Source organism: Rhizobium sp. Root482 (genome assembly GCF_001426565.1).
GTDB lineage: Bacteria > Pseudomonadota > Alphaproteobacteria > Rhizobiales > Rhizobiaceae > Pararhizobium.
Map to the genome: position 1 here is coordinate 84,399 of NZ_LMFA01000020.1, position 18,031 is coordinate 102,429.

Annotated in this window: 15 protein-coding genes; 4 read left to right on the forward strand and 11 right to left on the reverse strand. The window is 62.1% G+C overall.

Features of this window, described 5'->3' with window-relative positions:
• Positions 1–11: 11 nt before the first annotated feature.
• Positions 12–608: a hypothetical protein gene (locus tag ASD31_RS12635; RefSeq protein WP_056333866.1), complete on the reverse strand. Its 597-nt coding sequence runs from the start codon at positions 606–608 to the stop codon at positions 12–14.
• A gap of 38 nt (positions 609–646) precedes the next feature.
• On the opposite strand from ASD31_RS12635, the gene ASD31_RS12640 reads away from it, so the two are divergent.
• Positions 647–1,324: a hypothetical protein gene (locus ASD31_RS12640; protein ID WP_056333869.1), complete on the forward strand. Its 678-nt coding sequence runs from the start codon at positions 647–649 to the stop codon at positions 1,322–1,324.
• A gap of 233 nt (positions 1,325–1,557) precedes the next feature.
• Here ASD31_RS12640 and ASD31_RS12645 read toward each other — a convergent pair whose 3' ends face one another.
• The 7 genes from ASD31_RS12645 to ASD31_RS12675 form a co-directional block, all read right to left on the reverse strand.
• Positions 1,558–2,712, reverse strand: coding sequence for a glycosyltransferase family protein (locus ASD31_RS12645; protein ID WP_056334675.1), 1,155 nt, complete (start codon positions 2,710–2,712; stop codon positions 1,558–1,560).
• Positions 2,709–3,956, reverse strand: a complete 1,248-nt coding sequence (locus tag ASD31_RS12650; RefSeq protein WP_056333873.1) for a glycosyltransferase — start codon at positions 3,954–3,956, stop codon at positions 2,709–2,711. The genes ASD31_RS12645 and ASD31_RS12650 overlap by 4 nt, the downstream gene beginning before the upstream one ends.
• Before the next feature lie 7 nt (positions 3,957–3,963).
• Positions 3,964–5,172 (reverse strand): glycosyltransferase family protein, encoded by a 1,209-nt coding sequence (locus ASD31_RS12655; RefSeq protein WP_056333877.1) that lies wholly within the window; start codon positions 5,170–5,172, stop codon positions 3,964–3,966.
• Positions 5,173–5,244: 72 nt separating this feature from the next.
• Positions 5,245–6,420: an ABC transporter permease gene (locus tag ASD31_RS12660; protein ID WP_056333880.1), complete on the reverse strand. Its 1,176-nt coding sequence runs from the start codon at positions 6,418–6,420 to the stop codon at positions 5,245–5,247.
• On the reverse strand, positions 6,417–7,415 hold the full coding sequence (locus tag ASD31_RS12665; protein ID WP_056333883.1) for an ABC transporter permease: 999 nt from the start codon (positions 7,413–7,415) through the stop codon (positions 6,417–6,419). The genes ASD31_RS12660 and ASD31_RS12665 overlap by 4 nt, the downstream gene beginning before the upstream one ends.
• Positions 7,416–7,417: 2 nt before the next feature.
• On the reverse strand, positions 7,418–9,322 hold the full coding sequence (locus tag ASD31_RS12670; protein WP_056333886.1) for an ABC transporter substrate-binding protein: 1,905 nt from the start codon (positions 9,320–9,322) through the stop codon (positions 7,418–7,420).
• Positions 9,319–11,217, reverse strand: coding sequence for an ABC transporter ATP-binding protein (locus tag ASD31_RS12675; protein WP_056333889.1), 1,899 nt, complete (start codon positions 11,215–11,217; stop codon positions 9,319–9,321). Before ASD31_RS12675 ends, ASD31_RS12670 begins: the two co-directional genes overlap by 4 nt.
• A 417-nt stretch (positions 11,218–11,634) precedes the next feature.
• On the opposite strand from ASD31_RS12675, the gene ASD31_RS12680 reads away from it, so the two are divergent.
• Positions 11,635–12,978 carry a nucleotide sugar dehydrogenase gene (locus ASD31_RS12680; RefSeq protein ID WP_056333893.1) on the forward strand — a complete coding sequence of 448 codons (1,344 nt, stop codon included), beginning with the start codon at positions 11,635–11,637 and terminating at the stop codon, positions 12,976–12,978.
• Here ASD31_RS12680 and ASD31_RS12685 read toward each other — a convergent pair.
• A complete protein-coding gene (locus ASD31_RS12685; protein WP_056333896.1) occupies positions 12,968–14,152 on the reverse strand; it encodes a DUF3095 domain-containing protein in 1,185 nt (394 codons plus the stop codon). The two genes, ASD31_RS12680 and ASD31_RS12685, sit on opposite strands and share 11 nt — an antisense overlap.
• Before the next feature lie 167 nt (positions 14,153–14,319).
• Between ASD31_RS12685 and ASD31_RS12690 the strand changes: the two genes are divergently transcribed.
• Positions 14,320–14,802 carry a class I SAM-dependent methyltransferase gene (locus ASD31_RS12690; RefSeq protein WP_056334678.1) on the forward strand — a complete coding sequence of 161 codons (483 nt, stop codon included), beginning with the start codon at positions 14,320–14,322 and terminating at the stop codon, positions 14,800–14,802.
• Positions 14,803–14,815: 13 nt separating this feature from the next.
• Here ASD31_RS12690 and ASD31_RS12695 read toward each other — a convergent pair whose 3' ends face one another.
• Complete coding sequence (locus ASD31_RS12695) at positions 14,816–15,670, reverse strand: FkbM family methyltransferase (RefSeq protein ID WP_056333899.1); 855 nt, start codon at positions 15,668–15,670, stop codon at positions 14,816–14,818.
• 75 nt (positions 15,671–15,745) lie between these two features.
• Positions 15,746–16,822, reverse strand: coding sequence for a LacI family DNA-binding transcriptional regulator (locus ASD31_RS12700; protein WP_056333902.1), 1,077 nt, complete (start codon positions 16,820–16,822; stop codon positions 15,746–15,748).
• 174 nt (positions 16,823–16,996) lie between these two features.
• Here ASD31_RS12700 and ASD31_RS12705 point away from each other — a divergent pair, with 174 nt between their 5' ends.
• Positions 16,997–17,980 carry an ABC transporter substrate-binding protein gene (locus ASD31_RS12705; RefSeq protein ID WP_056333905.1) on the forward strand — a complete coding sequence of 328 codons (984 nt, stop codon included), beginning with the start codon at positions 16,997–16,999 and terminating at the stop codon, positions 17,978–17,980.
• Positions 17,981–18,031: the final 51 nt, after the last annotated feature.

Below are 18,031 nucleotides of genomic sequence, written 5' to 3' on the forward strand. Positions count from 1 at the left end.
GGGCGGGTCAGCTAGCCGTGATGCGGGGTGTCGAGAACGTAGAAGCGCCTGGCGGCATAGGGCGTGCCGGCGATTTCCGGATCGTGAAGGTGAAGGTCGAACCGCCCCCGCACGGCCACCGAGGGGCGGCTCAGGATCTGCGGCACCTGCGAGGCGGCGCGTTCCAGTTCGGGCGCATATTCGATAACGATGGTTGCGGCATTGTCGATCAGCGAGAACAGGAGGTCGCCGAGCGGGTCCCTGCGGCCAAAGGGTTTCAGGGAATAGCCGATGAGAACCAGGCCATAGCTTCCCGGCTGGTAGCGGTAGTCGATCTCCTGGAATTTCTTGGCTATATGCCTGACCTGGCAGGGACTGCCATTGAGCTGGTCGGCTTCGTAGGCCTCGGTCTTCGGATCGATCGAGGTGACCGAGAGCGGCCGGTGGGTGAGATAGGGGGTGATCGGCCGGATATGGCCGCCGATTTCCAGGACATGCGGGCAATCGCGCATGAAATGAGCGGCAAAGACCTGCCGCATTGTGGCACCGAGCCCTGCCAGATGCGGTATGTCCCTGTCCGCCTCCGAGAGGGGCGAAAGGGAGAGGGCATCCTCCGGTTTGACCTGCATTCCTTGCGCTCCCGAAAAGACCAGACTACAACACGCCCATGATGAAAACCACCCAAACTAATGCAGCAAACACAACAGATTGGCACGAAAATGCCTTCGATATCATCCGCGGTCTGTCCGCCTATACGGGAAGTTCGCTGATCGATGGCCTTGCGCGCGTCGTCGCCAAATTTCCGGACGCAGACCTCGGCACGGCCTTCAATCACAAGCAGGTTGGAAGCAAGATATGGGCGCGCGACAGGCTGTTTGAAAGCCTTGGCGGAAAATTTCGCCACATGGTCGTTCTTGGCGGCTGGTATGGCGTGCTTTCGGCGATGTTCTTCGATGACCGCCGCTTCGCGATCGGCCTGATCGAGAGTATCGACATCGATCCGCATGTCGCAAGCGTCGCGGAAACGCTGAACGCCGGGCAGGTGACACGCTTTCGCGCGCTGACGCGGGACATGTACGGGCTCGACTACGGCGCGCTCGGCGCTGACCTTGTGATCAACACCAGTTGCGAACATATCGCCGACTTGCCGGCCTGGCTTGCGCTCCTGCCGCGTGGCACGCAGGTGCTCCTGCAATCCAACGATTATTTCGCCGAGCCGACGCATATCAACTGCGTGCCCTCCCTCGAAGCCTTCCTGGAACAGACTTCGCTTAGCCATGTCGCCTTTTCGGGTGCGCTGGCGATGAAGAAATACACCCGCTTCATGGTGATCGGCACGGTGTGAGGACGATCACCGTCGCCCCTCATCCGCCCTGTCGGGCACCTTCTCCCCGCTTGCGGGGAGGAGGGAGATGCGCACGTTTTTGCGTCCTTCACTGGCTGCGTGGAAAAGAGCACGCCCGAACATTTCTATGAAAAATGCAGGGACGGGTAGGCCTCGATAATCCCCGCTCGCGGGGCAGGGCTAGGGTGGGGGCGGTGGCCACAGGCTCAGTGCGATCGATCAGCGGGAGCCATCTAAACGACGGTCAGCAGCCCGCGCAGAATTTCAGCGGTGTGGTGGGCGCCCTCGAGGTCGAGACCGTGCGGCGGTCGGTCGGTTGCAGCGAGGGCCGCATTGATCGCCCGCGTCATGCTTTCCGGAGACAATTCATCCTCCGTCAGCACATGGGCAAGGCCGAGCCCTTCCAATCGACCAGCCCTGACGGATTGTTCGGTCTCCCCGCCGGCGGTGAAGGGGATCAACAGCGGGCGGCAGCCGGCACGCAAGACATCGCACACCGTGTTGTAGCCCGCCTGCGACACGGACAGTTTCGCGCCGGTGAGCAAGCTGGCGAAATCCGGGCGGAAGCGGAAAATGGCGACATGGGCAGGCGCATCCGCCGTGATCGCTTCGAAATCGGCCTGCGGCAGGTTGGGGCCGGTGATCAGGGCAAAACTGGTAGCCTTGCCGATGGTTCTTGCCGCTTCCAGCGCCGCCCGGATCAGGAGATTTCCGACCGCACCGCCGCCGGCCGAGACGATGACGTCGAAGCGATCGGCCGGAGAGCCGGGCAGCGGCGGCGCCACCAGCCCGGTATAGACGATCTTGTCGGCGATCTCGGCGGCGAGCGGAAACGTATCCTCCAGCCGGGCGAAATCCGGGTCGCCATGGACAAACACCCTGTCGAAATGCTGCTTTACAAGCGCGACGGTTTCCTCGTCGCGGCCGGGCTTGGCGCGCTCCTGCAGGATATCGCGTAGCGAGGTGACGAGGAGTGGCTTCGGGACCATCGCGGCGATTTCGTCGAGCAGCGGCAGAAGCTCGAAGCGGACCTGGCGGCGGCCGAAGGGGAAGGCTTCGATGATGACGACATCCGGACGGCATTCGTGAAAGGCGGTCAGGAGCCGCTGCCGGCGGTCCTCCTTGAAAGCGTCGTCGATCGGGTTGCCGTCACGATCGACAAGGCCCGAGAAGCCGGCATCGCCGGCGGTGATCGGCGGCAGGGCGACATGGCGGACGCGCGGCCCCGGAAAGCCGCTGACGGGCATGCCGCCAGTAACGACGGTGACCTCGAAATCGTCATCGGCGAGGGCGTTGGCAATGCGGCTGGCGCGGGCCAGATGGCCGATGCCGAGCAGATGCTGGACATAGAAGAGGACGCGGGGGCGTGGCCTTGTTGTCTCGTTCATCTCGTCGCCCGCCATTCGGTTTCGAACAACGTCTTCAGCTGGCGGATGCTGACATGGTGATCGAAGTCCCGGCGGACCCTTGTCTCGCCGGCATCGCCCAGGCGGTGTCGCAGAGCCGGATCGCGGATGGCGCGCTCCAGCGCCTGCACCAGGGCATCAGGATCTTCCGGCGGGACGACAAGGCCGTTTTCGCCATCGACCAGCAGTTCCGGCACGCCTGAAATATTGGTGGAGATACAGGCGAGCCGCTGGCTGGAGGCTTCGACGAGCACATTCGGCAAGCCGTCGCGATCACCATCGGCGGTGATGCGGCAGGCCAGCGCAAAGATGTCGGCGCTGCGGTAATGCTGCAGCACTTCGTCCTGCGAGAGGGCGCCATGCCAGGTAACCCGGTCGGAAAGGCCAAGTTCCGAGGCGAGAGCCTTGAGTTGGTCCAGCCGTTCGCCGCCGCCGATATGCTCGAACCGCCAATGGAGATCGGCGGGCAGCCGGGCGAGCGCGCGCAACAGGATATCATAACCCTTTTTCTCGACGGCGCGTCCAACGCTGAGGATCGTCACGGGTGCCTGCGGTCTCGTGCCGTCCGCCTCCGAACGCCGGCCGTTGAAGTGGCCGAAGCGGGCAAGGTCGAGGCCGTGATAGCTCAGATGCACCGGCGATCTGCCGGCGGACAGGTGGCGCAGATGCTCAAAACCGGTATGCGTGCAGGTCACCGTCCAGCGGGAACTGGCGAGCTTGCCGGCAAGCTCCCATTCCGGCGATGTCCAGATGTCCTTGGCATGGGCCGAGCAGGTCCATGGCGTTTTTCCGATCATGCCGGCATAGCGCGCGACAGAGGCGGGCGTGTGGATGAAATGGGCGTGCAGCCATTCTCCGCCCCGTGGCCATTCGGCGACCAGCACCATGGCCTGCCCGAAGCGACGCAGCCGGTTGCGGGTGGGGTCGCGGAGGAAATCGGCCAGGAGTGCTGCAAGGCCGCGCCAGAAGCCGGGCTTCGGCAGGCAGGCGGCCAGCGCGCGCAGAACCCGCGCGGGTTCCTCATGCAGATATTCCGGGAGATAGCGGACCGGAGCGCGGATCTCGTCATGGATGGGATGGCGCTTCCTGTCCGTCGGCCGACGCAGGGCAACCAGCGCCAGCTCGAAACCGGCTTTTTCCAGTCCCAGCAGTTCCTGGGCAATGAAGGTTTCCGACAGGCGCGGATATCCTTTCAGCACCACGACGATCTTGGGGCGTTGCGTCAAACCGGACTTACCCTTTCACGATGGCCAGATGCTCGCCTTCACGACGGCCGAGCCATTCGCCGACGATCTGCGAAATATTTGCCAGTCCCTCGAGCGTCATGCCGGCGGCGCTTTTCGACGGCGGATCGCGATCGGGCAGGGCCTTCAATGCGGCGGCGAAACGCTGGGGATCGCGTGCCTGTTCGGGCAGGAGCATGTCGATCAGTCCGAGTTCGGCGGCCCGGCTTGCCCGGATCAGCTGCTCCTCGCGCGGCATCACCCGCGGCACGATCAGCGCCGGTTTGTCGAAGGAGAGGATTTCGCAATAGGTGTTGTAGCCGCCCATGGCGACGACCGCTTTTGCACCGTCGATCAGTTCCTCCATGCGATTGTCGAACTCGATGACCTCGACATAGGGGATCTTTTCGCCCTTCAGGATCAGCTTCTGGCGCTGCTTGGCCGGCATATAGGGGCCGAGCACGATCAGGGCCTTGTGGGTCAGCGTCGGATCTTCCTGATAGGCGTCGATGACGTCATGGATCAGGTCGGACCCGTCGCCGCCGCCGCCGGTGGTGACGAGGATATAGTCGCCCCTTGGTTTGTGATCGGGCTCGACATCCTGCGAGACGCTTCTTTGCAGGAAGCCGACGAAATCCATCCGTGCGCGCACCTGCGGGGGAACCTCCAGGCCGACCAGCGGATCGTAGAAGTCCGGCGGGCCATAGACCCAGATATTGTCGTAGAACTGGCCGATCTTGCGCATCACGTCGTTGCGCTTCCATTCGGCATCGAGCAGGTGCGGCGCATCCATGACCTCGCGCAGGCCAAGCACCAGCATCGTTCCCTGTTTCTTCAGATAGGCAAGCGTTTCCTCGACCTCGCCCTGCAGCCCCATCGGCTCCTTGTCGACGATGAAGATATCGGGCTGGAAGGTCTCGGCCGTATGGCGGATGATCGACTTGCGCATCTTCAGCGTCTCGTGCAGGTCGATATGCCGGTCCATCGATGTATATTCGCCGTTGCGAAGCTTAATGACGCTCGGAATCTTGACGAAATCGACCCGAGCCCGGTAGTCGAAGGCGCCGGCGATGGTGGCGCCTGATATGATCAGGATATTGACGCCGCGATAATCCTCGACCAGCGAATGCGCGATGGTGCGGCATCGTCTCAGGTGACCGAGACCGAAGGTGTCGTGGCTGTACATCAAGATGCGGGCGTCTTCGATCCGGCGTGTCATGAGGAAAGTTCCTTGTTTCCCCCGACGCTGCCTGTCTCCTGGCGGAGTTCGCTTAGCATATTACAGTCCACTTCACTTATAGGGATCGGCCGCATCGCGAAGACCGTCGCCAAGGAAATTGAACGCCAGAATCACGAGAATGACCGGAATGGTTGGAAACAACAGCCAGGGATAAAATGCAATGACGCTGACGCTGCGGGCTTCGGTGAGCAGAATGCCCCAACTGGTGATCGGCGGACGCAGCCCGAGGCCGAGGAAGCTGAGCGCCGTTTCGCCGAGGATCATGCCGGGGATCGACAGGGTTGCCGTGGCGATCAGGTGCGACATGAAGCCGGGGACGAGATGCCTGCCGATGATGCGGCTGGAGCCCGCGCCCATCAGCTGAGCTGCCAGCACGTAGTCCTCCTCGCGGAGCGCGAGCAGCTTCGATCGCACGGCGCGGGCCAGGCCCGTCCAGTCGAGTAGACCGAGAATGGCGGTAATGCCGAGATAGATGAGCAGGGGACTCCAGGTGACCGGCATGATCGCTGCCAGAGCCATCCACAGGGGGATGCTCGGAATGGATTGCAGAACCTCGATGATGCGCTGGACGATGAGGTCGAAGACGCCGCCGTGATAGCCGGCAAGGCCTCCGATGACGATGCCGAGCACGAAGCTCATTGTGATGCCGAGAAGGCCGATGGTCAGCGAGATGCGCGAGCCATAGAGGATGCGCGACAGCACATCCCGCCCGAGACGATCGGTCCCGAGCAGGAAGAATTCGCCATCCTTGGCCGGGCAGACGAGATGCCTGTCGGTCTCAAACAACCCCCAGAAGCGATAGGAGTCGCCACTGCAGAAGAAGCGGAGGGGCTGGACCTGCTGCGGATCGACAGTATAGGTGCGCCGCAGCGTATCCATGTTGAGTTCCATGGTGCGGCCGTAGACGAAGGGACCGACGAAACTGCCCTCGTGAAACAGATGGATGCCCTGCGGCGGCGCATGGATGAAATCGACATTGCGGGTGTGGAGATTGTAAGGCGCCAGGAACTCGACGACGACGATCATCGCATAGAGCAGGGCGAGGAAATACAGGGAGACGACCGCCAGACGGTGCTTCTTGAATTTCCACCACATCAGCCGCAATTGCGAGGCCTGGTAGACCCGCATCTGCTCTTCGGTCATCGCCTCGACGGAATGCGGGTCGAAGGGGGCGGCGGACACGTAATGCGCCAGCGGCGCGCCGGATTCGGGAAGGGAGACCGTCACTTGGTGCTACCGCCTTGCAATCTGATGCGCGGATCGAGGAAGGCGAGCGCGATGTCCGAGATCAGCACGCCGATCACCGTCAGGAAGGCGAGGAACATCAGGAAGGAGCCGGCGAGATACATGTCCTGACTTTGCAGTGCCTTGATCAACATCGGACCGGTGGTTTCCAGGGATAGGACGATGGCGGTGATTTCGGCACCGGAAATGATGGCCGGCAGAATGGAACCGATATCCGAGATGAAGAAATTCAACGCCATGCGCAAGGGATATTTGACCAGCGTGCGGAAGGGATGCAGCCCCTTGGCGCGGGCGGTGACGACATATTGCTTCTGGAGTTCATCGAGCAGGTTGGCGCGCAGCCTGCGGATCATGCCGGCCGTTCCGGCGGTGCCGACGATCAAGACGGGGATCCACAAATGCTCGAGGATGGATTTGGCCTTGGCCCAACTCATTGGCTCGGACAGGTATTTCTGGTCCATCAGATGGCCGATGGAGGTGCCGAACCAGATATTGGCGAAATACATCAGGATCAGCGCGAACATGAAATTGGGGATGGCGATGCCGATCAGCCCCAGGAAGGTCAGCCCGTAGTCGCCCCAGCTATATTGATGGGTCGCCGAATAGATGCCGATCGGGAAGGCGACGAGCCAGGTGAAGAGGATGGTGACGAAGGACACCAGAACCGTCAGCCACAGCCGGTCGCCGACGACTTCGTTGACCGGTAGCTGATATTCGAAGGAATAGCCGTAGTCTCCCTGCACGAGGCCCGCCACCCAGTGGAAATAGCGAAGCACCGGCGGCTGGTCGAAGCCGTATTGCTTGCGCAGCTCCTGGATCTCGGCCATGTCGACATCTTCGCCCTTGGCGCGGAGTTCGGAAATATAGCTCTCGAAATAATCGCCAGGCGGCAATTCGATGATGGTGAACACCAGGGCGGAGATGATCAAAAGGGTCGGGATCATCGCCGCGACGCGCCAGAAGATGTAACGCAGCATGATCAGCTAACCTCGTCGCTGTACCAGAACGTATCCGGCATATAGACCCCGAGATAACAGGTCGGCTCAAACCCGTAGAGCCCCTCCGTGGGTACGTTGTGCAATTTCGCCGAATGCAGAACCGGTTGCAGGGCGCCATTGACGATGCCGATGGAAAAGACCTGCTGCGTAAAGATATGCAGCATTTCGCCCCAGATACGAGTCTGTTCCCCGATATCGACGGCGTGGCGCCAGTTGCCCAGCAGTTCCAGCAAGCGCACGGCTTCCGGAAGATCCGGGGCCTCGCCCTTCGTCTGGCCGGACAGGTAATGCATGCCCCAGACCGGCCATTGCAACTGGGCATCGCCGGTGGGCGCCAGCTGGCCGGGGTTCATTTCGGCTGTGGGCACGCCGTTATCCAGGCCCGACCACATCGACATGACGATGTCTCCACCCATGGCGCGGCTGCGGAAGACATCGCGCTGCGACGTCTTGATGAAGAGCGAGATGCCGATCTTTGCCCAGTGATCGGTCACCAGTTCGAGAACGTCGGTTTCCAGCGTGCTTTCGCCGGCGGTTTCGACGATGATCTGCGCCATGCGTCCGTCCGGCAGCAGGCGAATGCCGTCGCTGTTGCGCTCGGTCAGGCCGACCTCGTCAAGCAGGGCGTTTGCCTGGTCCGGATCGTGAGCCGCCCAGGCTTCCGCATATTCCGGCTTGTAGAGGGGGCTCTCCGGCAGGATGGAATCCGCCGCCTCGCGTGCCAGGCCGAAAAAGGCGACCATGTTGATCTCGTGCCGGTCGATGGCCAGCGACAGCGCGCGGCGGACCCGCACATCCCGAAACAAAGCACGCCATACCGCGTCGCTACAGTTCAGGTTCGGCAGGAGATTGACGCGGGAGCCCTGCGTGCGCTTCCACAGATTGACTTTGACCGGGTAGCGCTTCTCGGAATCCTTGAGGAAGCTGTAATCGACGAAATCGATGCCGGTCGACTGCAGGTCGCTTTCGCCGGCGCCGGTCTTTGCCGCGATGATTTCGGACGAACTGATGTTGAGCACGAAGCGGTCGACATAGGGAAGCTGCACGCCGTTCTCGTCGACCCGGTGGAAATAGGGGTTGCGCTCGAAAATGAATTGTTCCGCCGGCGGCGCCGTGGTGTTGCGCCAGGGATCGAGTGTCGGCAGTTCGGGATTTTCCGGCCGGTAGCTGCGCGACATCTTGATATGCAGGTCGGCCCATTTCTTGACGCGGTACTGTTTCATCAGCGCCGAAATGCGGAAATCGTCCTGATATTTGCGGTGGAATTGCCACATATAGGCAAAGGGCAGGACGATGGTGGCTGGCGATGCGGCGGCCAGGTTTGGCAGGAAATCCGGGTTCGGGCTGTCCCATGTATAGCGCACGGTGAGTTCGTCGAGCACTTCGAAGCGCGGCGGCTTGCCATCGGCGAGGAAATAGGTGGGAAGCCCTCCCGGCCGCAAATCCTCGTTGAGGACCACGTCTTCCCAGCAATACTGGAAATCCTTGGAGGTTAGATGGCTGCCATCCGACCAGCGATGGTTCTTGCGTAGCTTGAAGGTGAAGATCCGGCCCTCCTGGACATCGAAGCTTTCCAGGATATCGGGCTGAAGCTGCAGCTTTTCGTCATATCCGACCAGCCGGGAATAGCCGTTGATGGTCATCAGCCGGATATCCTTCTGGCTGCCGATCAACATGCGCACGGTGCCGCCGGGTCTACCGGGTTCGCGGCCCATGGCGGCGAGATCGATGCGGCGTGGATTGACCGGCAGTCGGTCGTTCGGATCCGGCAGCGGCTCGGTGCGGAAATAATGGCGCTGATATTCGGGCTGCAGCAGGCCGGCGCGAGCGGCGCCCGGAAGCAGCACGGAAGCAAGCAGGCCAAGACTGGTGCGCCGGGTGATCACGGTTGCAACTCCCTCACATCGGCATTCCGGCTGGCCAGAACCAGATGGCCATTACCCAGATCCGCCGTCGAAAGGCCATCGCCATCGCCGCTGTCGCAGAACTGCTTGCCCCACCCTTTGGTGTCGGAGGCGCCGCTCGGATTGAGAGCGGAAAAATCGAGCGGGCGATCGAGATCCGGGAAGGGAACGGCGGCGAGCAGCGATTTCGTATAGGGGTGGACCGGCGTGCGCATCAGCGTTTCGCGCGGCGCAATCTCGACGATCCGCCCGCCGCACATGACGGCGATGCGGTCGGCCATGTAATCGACGACGGCGAGATTGTGCGAGATGAACAGATAGGTGAGCCCCAGTTCCTGCTGCAGGTCCTTCAGGAGGTTGAGAATCTGCGCCTGGACGGAGACGTCGAGAGCCGAGACCGGCTCGTCGCAGATCAACAGGTCCGGACCGAGCGCGAGCGCCCTTGCAATGCCGATGCGCTGGCGCTGGCCGCCGGAAAAGCTGTGCGGATACCGGTTGAGATGGCGTTCGTTGAGACCGATCGCCTTCAACAATGCCTTGACGCTTTCGGTGCGGGACCTCGCATTGCCGCGGCCGTGGATTTCGAGCGGTTCGCTGAGGATGTTCTGCACCGTCATGCGCGGCGACAGCGAGGAGACCGGGTCCTGAAAGACCATCTGGACGCGGGTGCGCAAAGCCTGCAGTGCATCGCCTTCGGCTCTCAGCACGTCGATGGGCCCATTGCCGCCGTTGAGCGTGACCGTGCCCTCGTCCGGCGTCACCGCCCGCATCAGGATCTTGCTGACGGTGGTCTTCCCGCAGCCGCTTTCGCCGACCAGTCCCAGGCATTCGCCCCGCATGATGTCGAAGCTGACGCCGTCGACGGCGCGGGTGGCGGTGGCGGTGTTCTTTGTCAGCCAACTCGATTTGCGCGTGGTGAAGGTCTTGGCGATGTCACGCACCGAAAGCAGGACGTCCGGCTTTCCTTCGCCGGTGCCGGCCGTGGGCCGCTTTCCGAGCAGGTCGCCGGCATTGACCGGCACTTCGCGCAGCGCCTTCAGCCGTTCGCCCGGCTTCATGTCGAAATGCGGAACAGCGGCCATTAGTCCCTTCAGATAGGGATGGGACGGCTTGCGGAAGATGGTCTCCACCGGGCCGGCTTCCATGATCTCGCCGTGATAGATCACCACCACCTCGTCGGCGACATTGGCAACGACGCCGAGATCGTGGGTAATCAGGAGCATGGCCATGTTCAGCCGGGTCTGCAAACTGCGCAGAAGTTGCAGGATCTGCGCCTGGATCGTCACGTCGAGCGCCGTCGTCGGCTCGTCGGCGATCAGCAGCGAGGGACCGCAGATCAGCGCCATGGCGATCATCGCACGCTGGCGCATGCCGCCGGAAAGCTCGAATGGATACATGTCATGGGCGCGGGACGGCTTGGCGAAACCGACCAGGCCGAGCATTTCCTCCGTCCGCTCCCGCCGTTCCTTGGCAGACATGTTTCGGTGGATTTTCAGCGTTTCGCCGATCTGGTTGCCGATCGTGTGCAGGGGCGACAGCGAGGTCATCGGTTCCTGGAAGATCTTGCCCATGCGATTGCCGCGCAGGTGGCGGATCGCTCGGCCATCGCGCGGCATGTCGAGGAGATCGGCCGGCTCGCCGCCGGTTGCCGGATCGCAGAACAGGATGCGTCCGCCGACCGTCGCGGTTTTCGGCAGGATGCCCATGATGGCCTGGCTGATCACCGATTTCCCCGAGCCGGATTCGCCCACCAGGGCGGTGACCTTGCCAGGCAACACGCGCAGGCTGGCATTGCGCACGGCGTCGAGCTGCCCGCCGAGCATCGCGAACGAGATGGTCAAGTTCTCGATTCGCAACAGGTCCGCGCCTGAATTCATGCCAACAGGTTTCCTTGTCTTCAGAGCTGCCCGCGAACCGGCAAAACTCGCTCCGGGTGCCAGCCCGGCCTTGTCGAAGGAAGACTATCGTAGGGAAATTGGCCTGTCCATGACCTTGCGCTGGTAAAGTTCGCGCGCATACGCGAAGAGGCAAGTGCCGCCGACTGCCGAATGCCGCCAGTTTTATGGAAGCCGAGCCGGCATGCCAGGGCTCGTCGTCATCTGGCGGCCTCATCCTGTTGTTCGCCTGCAGGGAGAGAGGCGATCCAACCCCAAATTTCCCTGCAGCAGGCCGATCATATCCTGCCTGGACGCGCAGACGGCAATCCGGCTACGCTTGACACCCAAGGATTTTATCCTCAACTGACCCGCATCCGAAAACGCCGCCGCAGGCGGTCAGCAGCCGGGATCACGGATTTGAACGACCATTCCTCTACCAGCCAAGCCCTTCTGTCGAAGATCGCCGGCCGCGGCGCCCGCGTGGCGGTGATCGGGCTCGGTTATGTCGGCCTGCCACTGGCGATCGCTGCGGCGCGCGGGGGATTTCCCGTGACCGGCTTCGACATCGATCCGCAGAAGATCGTCGCCATCGATGCCGGACGTTCCTATATCGAGGCGGTGCCGGACGCAGCGCTGGCGGAAGAGATGGCGCAAGGCCGCTTTGCCGCCACGACCGACTTCGCCCGGCTGGCGGATTGCGATGTCATCATTATCTGCGTGCCGACGCCCTTGACCAAGCATCGTGATCCGGATCTGTCTTTCGTGACGAGGACGTGCGAGCGCATTGCCGAGACATTGCGGCCCGGTCAGTTGGTGGTGCTTGAATCGACCACCTATCCCGGCACCACGGACGAGGTCGTTCGGCCGATCCTCGAAAAGACCGGCCTGAGATCGGCGCGGGATTTCTTCCTCGGTTTTTCGCCCGAGCGCGAGGAACCCGGCAACCGCGATTTCCATACGTCGAGCATCCCGAAGGTGGTGGCCGGCGACGGCGCTGCCGCGGCAGAGCTTGTCGAAGCTTTTTACGGCGCGGTGGTGGAGACCGTGGTGCCCGTGTCGTCGCCGGCGACGGCCGAGGCGGTCAAGCTGACGGAGAATATCTTTCGCGCCGTCAATATCGCCCTCGTCAACGAATTGAAGCTTGTCTACGAGGCGATGGGCATCGATATCTGGGAGGTGATCGAGGCGGCGAAGACCAAGCCCTTCGGCTATATGCCCTTCTATCCGGGTCCGGGTCTCGGCGGCCACTGCATTCCGATCGATCCCTTCTACCTCACCTGGAAATCACGCGAATATGAATTGCCGACGCGCTTCATCGAACTTGCCGGTGAGATCAATTCCGCCATGCCGCGCCATGTCGTCGGGCGTCTCGCAGAAGCGCTCGACATGCGCCTCGGCAAGGCACTCAGCCGGTCGAAAATCCTGGTGATCGGCCTTGCCTACAAAAAGAACGTGCCGGATATACGCGAAAGCCCGTCGCTGAAACTGATCGAGCTGATCGAGGAGCGCGGAGGGCAGGCGGCTTTCCACGACCCGCATGTCAGCGAAATCCCCTCCACCCGCGAATATATGTCGCTCAAGGGACGCCGATCCGTGCCGCTTTCCGAGGAGACGATCAAGGGCTTCGACGCAGTGCTGGTCTCGACCGATCACGATGCGGTGGATTATGCAGCCCTTGCCCGCTGGTCACCGCTGATCGTCGATACCCGCAATGCGCTTGCCCGGAAGGGCATCGAAAGCGACGCGATCGTCAAGGCGTAAAGCCAGAGGGCGTGGCGGAGGAGCCGAGCAGCTGCTTCTTCAGCCGGCTGGCGGCAACCGCGTAACCGCCGGCGGCGCCGTCGATGAAATGCATATGGTCATGGCTGAGCGGCGTCGGCACGATGCAGGTCATCAGCGCGGAATCCTGCCGGTGCAGGCCGAACCGGCAGATGCCGGCGGCGGCCGCCCTTTCCAGCCGAGTTTCGATCTGGCGCAGCCGCTCCGGGTCGATATCGATGGTCATCTTCAAACCATCGTCGAACTTGCGAAAATCGGTGTTGCGGGCGACGTCGCGGCGATATTCCTTCGGGTCGAAACGGCCAAGCGTCATTCCGAGCCGGGTAAGGCCGACCGTCAGGAGATATTGCAGGAGGATGACAAGCCGCTTCCTGAAGCGCGTGCCCTTCTGCACCGTCTTCGTTTCGGCCGATACGCCGGCCGCCGACAGGCCGAACTGCGGTCCCTCCGCAGCGACCGGGTGGCCGCCGCGCTCCTCGCCGGCTGAAAGCGCGACGATATCGGCAATCAATGCCTGGAACGCGTCGCCGCTTTGCGGGCCGGCCGGCACGGCGATGATGGAGACGATATCGCCATGCCGCGACCGGATCGGGTTCCAGCGGCAGGAAAGGCCGGAAAGATCGGGCACGGCCCCCGGTGGTGCCGGTTCGACGGCAAACAGGCCCTCCTTCATGCGGGCTTCCGCCCAGCTCGATCCGCCGCCGGCAAACATCGCATAGGAGACATGCGGCGTGACCTGGAAGCGCGCTACACGAACCTCCAGCCCGGCGGCAAGGACATCGGCGACCGGGACGAGGGCCGCGCGCAAGGTCAGCTGCAATTCCTCCGCCACCCAGTTCTGTACGGCGGCGAGCGCCTGCCGGGCCTTTTCCGCCGCCGACGGCGGCACCGCAACCAGGGCGCCGTCTCCGCCGAAGACGAAGGGAAGATCGTGCTTGCCGAGCGCGTTCAGGATCGCCGAGATGACACTGGCACCGGCCATGTTGACGGCCTTGTAGCGGCCGTCCTCGATCGCGCCGGTGGAATCGACGATATCGGCGGTCGCTAACGCCCAATCGGCCGGCAGCGCCCGATAATTTCCGCTATCGGCCACCCCCTCGAACTCCGTGAAGACGGGTAGGGTGTTGAAGAATGTTTCGCTGGAATGCTGGTCCATGCGCGAAGGCTAGCATAATCGCCTGCGCCGGTCATGCCGATTGCGTGTGGTGCGCCGCGCCGTCTGGTCGAATTATCCTGTTATTTGATCCGGTTGCGGTCGACCGGGAGCGGAAAGCCATGATAAGCGGGGAGTGCCTTTTTCTGGAACGGATGGAAAGCGATCCCATGAGCCGCCTCGACAGCTTCATCGCCCGCATGCAGGCGCAACGCAATCTTCTCAATCACATCGAAGAGACGGCAATGGTCGCGCCGGGCGGCGTCATCCTGGAAATCGGGCTGGGCAACGGGCGGACCTATGATCATCTGCGCGAACGGTTTCCCGAAAACCGCATCATCGTCTTCGATCGGGCTGTCGGCTCGCATCCGGCCTCGACGCCGGCGGAGGACGATCTCGTTCTCGGCGATATAAAGGAGACGATCCGCCAGTTCGCCGGCACCGGTGTTGCCTTTGCGCATGCCGATATCGGTACCGCCTATGCGGAGAAGGATGCGAAAACCCTGACCTGGCTGCCACAGTCGGTCGCGGCGGCGCTTGCCTCCGGTGGCATTGCCGCAAGCGGTCTGCCGCTCGAGGACCCGCAGCTCGAACCGCTGCCGCTGCCGCAGGGGATCGAGCCGGGGCGCTATTATTTCTACCGCAAGCGCTAACCGACGTCGGTCGTTACGGCAGAAGCAGGACGTCGAACTGATCGATTTCGATCGGCAGGGCGGCGACCTTCATGTCGATTTGCCGATCTTCGAGAAAGACGATGCAGTTTTCGTAAAAGCCTGCGAGATGATCGACAAAGGCTCTTGATCCTTCAGGTCCGTAAAAGATCGGGGAAAATTCGAGGTAGAAGGGCACTCGCTGTTCGAGAAGCGGGGTCATCGAGCGGACGGCGACCGGCTCGTAGCCCTCGATATCCATCCAGACCAGTCCGATGTCATCGGGAGCGATCCCGGCTTCGGCAAGCAGGACGGTGACCGGCAGGACAGGAACCTTGATCTCTATATCCCGCTCGCTCTGGCGGATCGCGCTGCTCTTGCCGTGATTGTCCCGGTGCATGAAGAAGTCGAGCTTTCCGGAGGTCTCGCCGGCGGCGCTGTTGACCGTCGTTATGTGGTCGGTAAGGTTGTTCTGGTCGATATTGGTGCGCAGCAGACGGAAATTGCGCGGATCCGGCTCCACCGTGACGATATGGCGGAAGGCTTGGGCCAGCGCGAAATAGAGCGTCTGGGTGCCAATATTGCCGCCGAGTTCGAGCAGCACCTTGTCCGGGCCCAGCAATGCCCTCTGGCGCAGGACCGCAAGCAGGCGGTTGACATGATCGCGCTCGAAATGGCCTTTCCGGTAGATCTTGCGGCCAATGTAATCATGCGGCGAAAAGGTCAGGACGTGATCGCCGCAATCGGCGGTCATCGACAGGATTTTCGGGCTGACGGCATTGATCAGCATCTCGCGGCCGGAACGCGTGCCAAGGACCCGTCTTGCCAGATGATTGCGCCATTTGCGCAACCGGCGCTTCCAGGATTTCATTGCCGCTTGCCTTTCATTGCCGCCGTCTCCTTCTTCAATACGAGATCGATCTGGAAATGAAGAGCCTTTCTGCTTTCAGCGCGGTTTTGCCGTGGTGCCGCGACGCACCAGCGGGCCATCCACCTTGATCGTCATCGGCCTCGGCTGCTTGCCGTGGATGGCCATGTCGATGAGGATTTCGGCCGCCTTCTGGCCCATTTCGTAATTGGGCAGGACAAGGGTGGAGAGGGGCGGGTGGGTGTAGCGCGCCAGTTCCTGGTCGTCGTAGCCCATGACGGAGAGGTCTTCGGGGACACGCAGGCCTTTTTCGGCAGCGGCCTCCATGACACCGATCGCCATCAGGTCGTTGCCGCAGAGGATCGCCGATGGCGGGTTATCGAGCGACAGGAGATCGAGCCCTGCCTCGTAGCCGCGCAGGGGCAACCAGTCGCCGTCGCGCACCAGGCTCTCGTCAAAAGCGATATCGGCGGTGGCGAGCGCCTGCTTGTAGCCTTTCAGGCGATCGATCGCCGCGTCCATCCACGGCTCGCCATTGATGAAGCCGATGCGCTTGTGGCCGAGCCCGGTCAGATGCGCGGTCGCGGTGAAGCCGCCCGCCACTTCGCCCGGCACGATGGCCATGTGCTGGCGGGGCTCAGAGTAGCAATTGAGGAGAACGGTCGGGATGTTCTTCAACTGCGGCGGGACAGTGACCTTGCGGGTGAAGATGGTGGCGTAGACGACGCCGGCAATAGAGCGGTCGCGCAGGATGGAGCGCAGAACCGCATCCTGCAGGTCGGGATTGGAGCGGGTGGCGTGGGCGGAGACCAGCAGTCCCTGTTCGAAGGCATAGTCGCGGATGCCGTCGAGACTGACCACCGGATGGGGGCTGGTGGAAATCTCATCGACAATGAAGGCGATCGTGTCCTTTTCGACCTCCGGAACGGCGCCGACGGCATTGCGAATGGTTGGTAATCGATAGCCGATTTTATGAGCAGCCTCGCGAACCCGCATCTGCGTCTCTTGCGAAATCCGGGCTCCGGACATTTCGTTGAGCACCAGAGAAACGCTGGACTGGGACACACCGGCAATCCGGGCAACGTCCGTCATCGTCGGCCGACCACTATCGTCGTCATTGCGCCTGGTGCTGCTGCGCCCGTTTCCCCTGGCCATGTCCGTTCCTGCTTCCATTCCGGTTCTGCTGCGCTGCAGAACGACTTTTTGCGAGTGCTAATAATTTAGCGCTTGACTGATAATATTATTAGCGCAAGATTTGCGTATGTGAAGCAGAAAAATGCTCACGGTCCGGTAGTGGAGTACCGGTAAATTTCGGAGGAGAAAATACCGATGTCTATGATTTCACGTCGCACCTTCATGCTTGCCGCTTCGGCCATGGGCGCAGTCGCGCTTTCCGGCTCTCTCGCCTACGCGGAATTGCCCGTCCTTGCCAAGAAAGACACCTACAAGGTCGGCTTCGCGCAGACCGAATCCAACAATCCCTGGCGCATTGCCCAGACCGACAGCATGAAGGCGGAAGCCGAAAAGCTCGGCTACCAGCTGGTTTATACGGATGCCGCCGGCTCCGCCGCAAAGCAGGTGGCCGACGTGAACTCGATGATTGCCCAGGGCGTCGACGTCATCTTCCTGGCGCCGCGCGAGGAAAAGCCGCTGATCCCGGCCGTCATGGCCGCCAAGAAGGCCGGGATTCCGGTCATCCTGCTCGACCGTAATGTCGACCAGGCACTTGCCAAGGCCGGCGAAGACTATGTGACCTTCATCGGCTCGGATTTCGTCGAGGAAGGCAAGCGCATCGCCGAATGGCTGGCCAAGAACGCCAACGGCAAGTCGAAGATCATCGAACTGGAAGGCACGACCGGCTCCTCGCCGGCCAATGACCGCAAGAAGGGCTTCGACGAAGCGATCACCGCAGCCGGCGGCTTCGAGATCGTCGCGTCGCAGACCGGCGATTTCGCCCGCGACAAGGGCCGCCAGGTTGCCGAGGCGCTGCTGCAGGCGCATCCGGACGCCGATGTGATCTATGCCCATAACGATGAAATGGCGATCGGCGCCATCGCCGCCATCGAGGCGGCCGGCAAGGTTCCGGGCAAGGATATCCTGGTGCTTTCGATCGACGGCGGCAAGGAAGCCGTGCAGGCGGTCGTCGATGGCAAGATCAACGCCGTCGTCGAGTGCAATCCGCGCTTCGGTCCGAAGGCCTTCGAAACCATGGCGCGTTATGCCGCTGGCGAGAAGATCGAGCCCTGGGTCATCAATACCGACAAGTTCTACGATGCATCCAACGCAACGGCGGAATTGTCCAGCGCCTACTGATTTCCGCTTGCATAATTCCCCGGATCGGTAACGATCCGGCTGGGATTATCG

Coding starts and splice junctions, on each gene's coding strand:
- ASD31_RS12635 (WP_056333866.1), bottom strand. CDS start 608: ATGCAGGTCAAACCGGAGGATGCCCTCTCCCTTTCGCCCCTCTCGGAG.
- ASD31_RS12640 (WP_056333869.1), top strand. CDS start 647: ATGATGAAAACCACCCAAACTAATGCAGCAAACACAACAGATTGGCAC.
- ASD31_RS12645 (WP_056334675.1), bottom strand. CDS start 2,712: ATGAACGAGACAACAAGGCCACGCCCCCGCGTCCTCTTCTATGTCCAG.
- ASD31_RS12655 (WP_056333877.1), bottom strand. CDS start 5,172: ATGACACGCCGGATCGAAGACGCCCGCATCTTGATGTACAGCCACGAC.
- ASD31_RS12665 (WP_056333883.1), bottom strand. CDS start 7,415: ATGCTGCGTTACATCTTCTGGCGCGTCGCGGCGATGATCCCGACCCTT.
- ASD31_RS12675 (WP_056333889.1), bottom strand. CDS start 11,217: ATGAATTCAGGCGCGGACCTGTTGCGAATCGAGAACTTGACCATCTCG.
- ASD31_RS12685 (WP_056333896.1), bottom strand. CDS start 14,152: ATGGACCAGCATTCCAGCGAAACATTCTTCAACACCCTACCCGTCTTC.
- ASD31_RS12690 (WP_056334678.1), top strand. CDS start 14,320: ATGAGCCGCCTCGACAGCTTCATCGCCCGCATGCAGGCGCAACGCAAT.
- ASD31_RS12695 (WP_056333899.1), bottom strand. CDS start 15,670: ATGAAATCCTGGAAGCGCCGGTTGCGCAAATGGCGCAATCATCTGGCA.
- ASD31_RS12700 (WP_056333902.1), bottom strand. CDS start 16,822: ATGGCCAGGGGAAACGGGCGCAGCAGCACCAGGCGCAATGACGACGAT.
- ASD31_RS12705 (WP_056333905.1), top strand. CDS start 16,997: ATGTCTATGATTTCACGTCGCACCTTCATGCTTGCCGCTTCGGCCATG.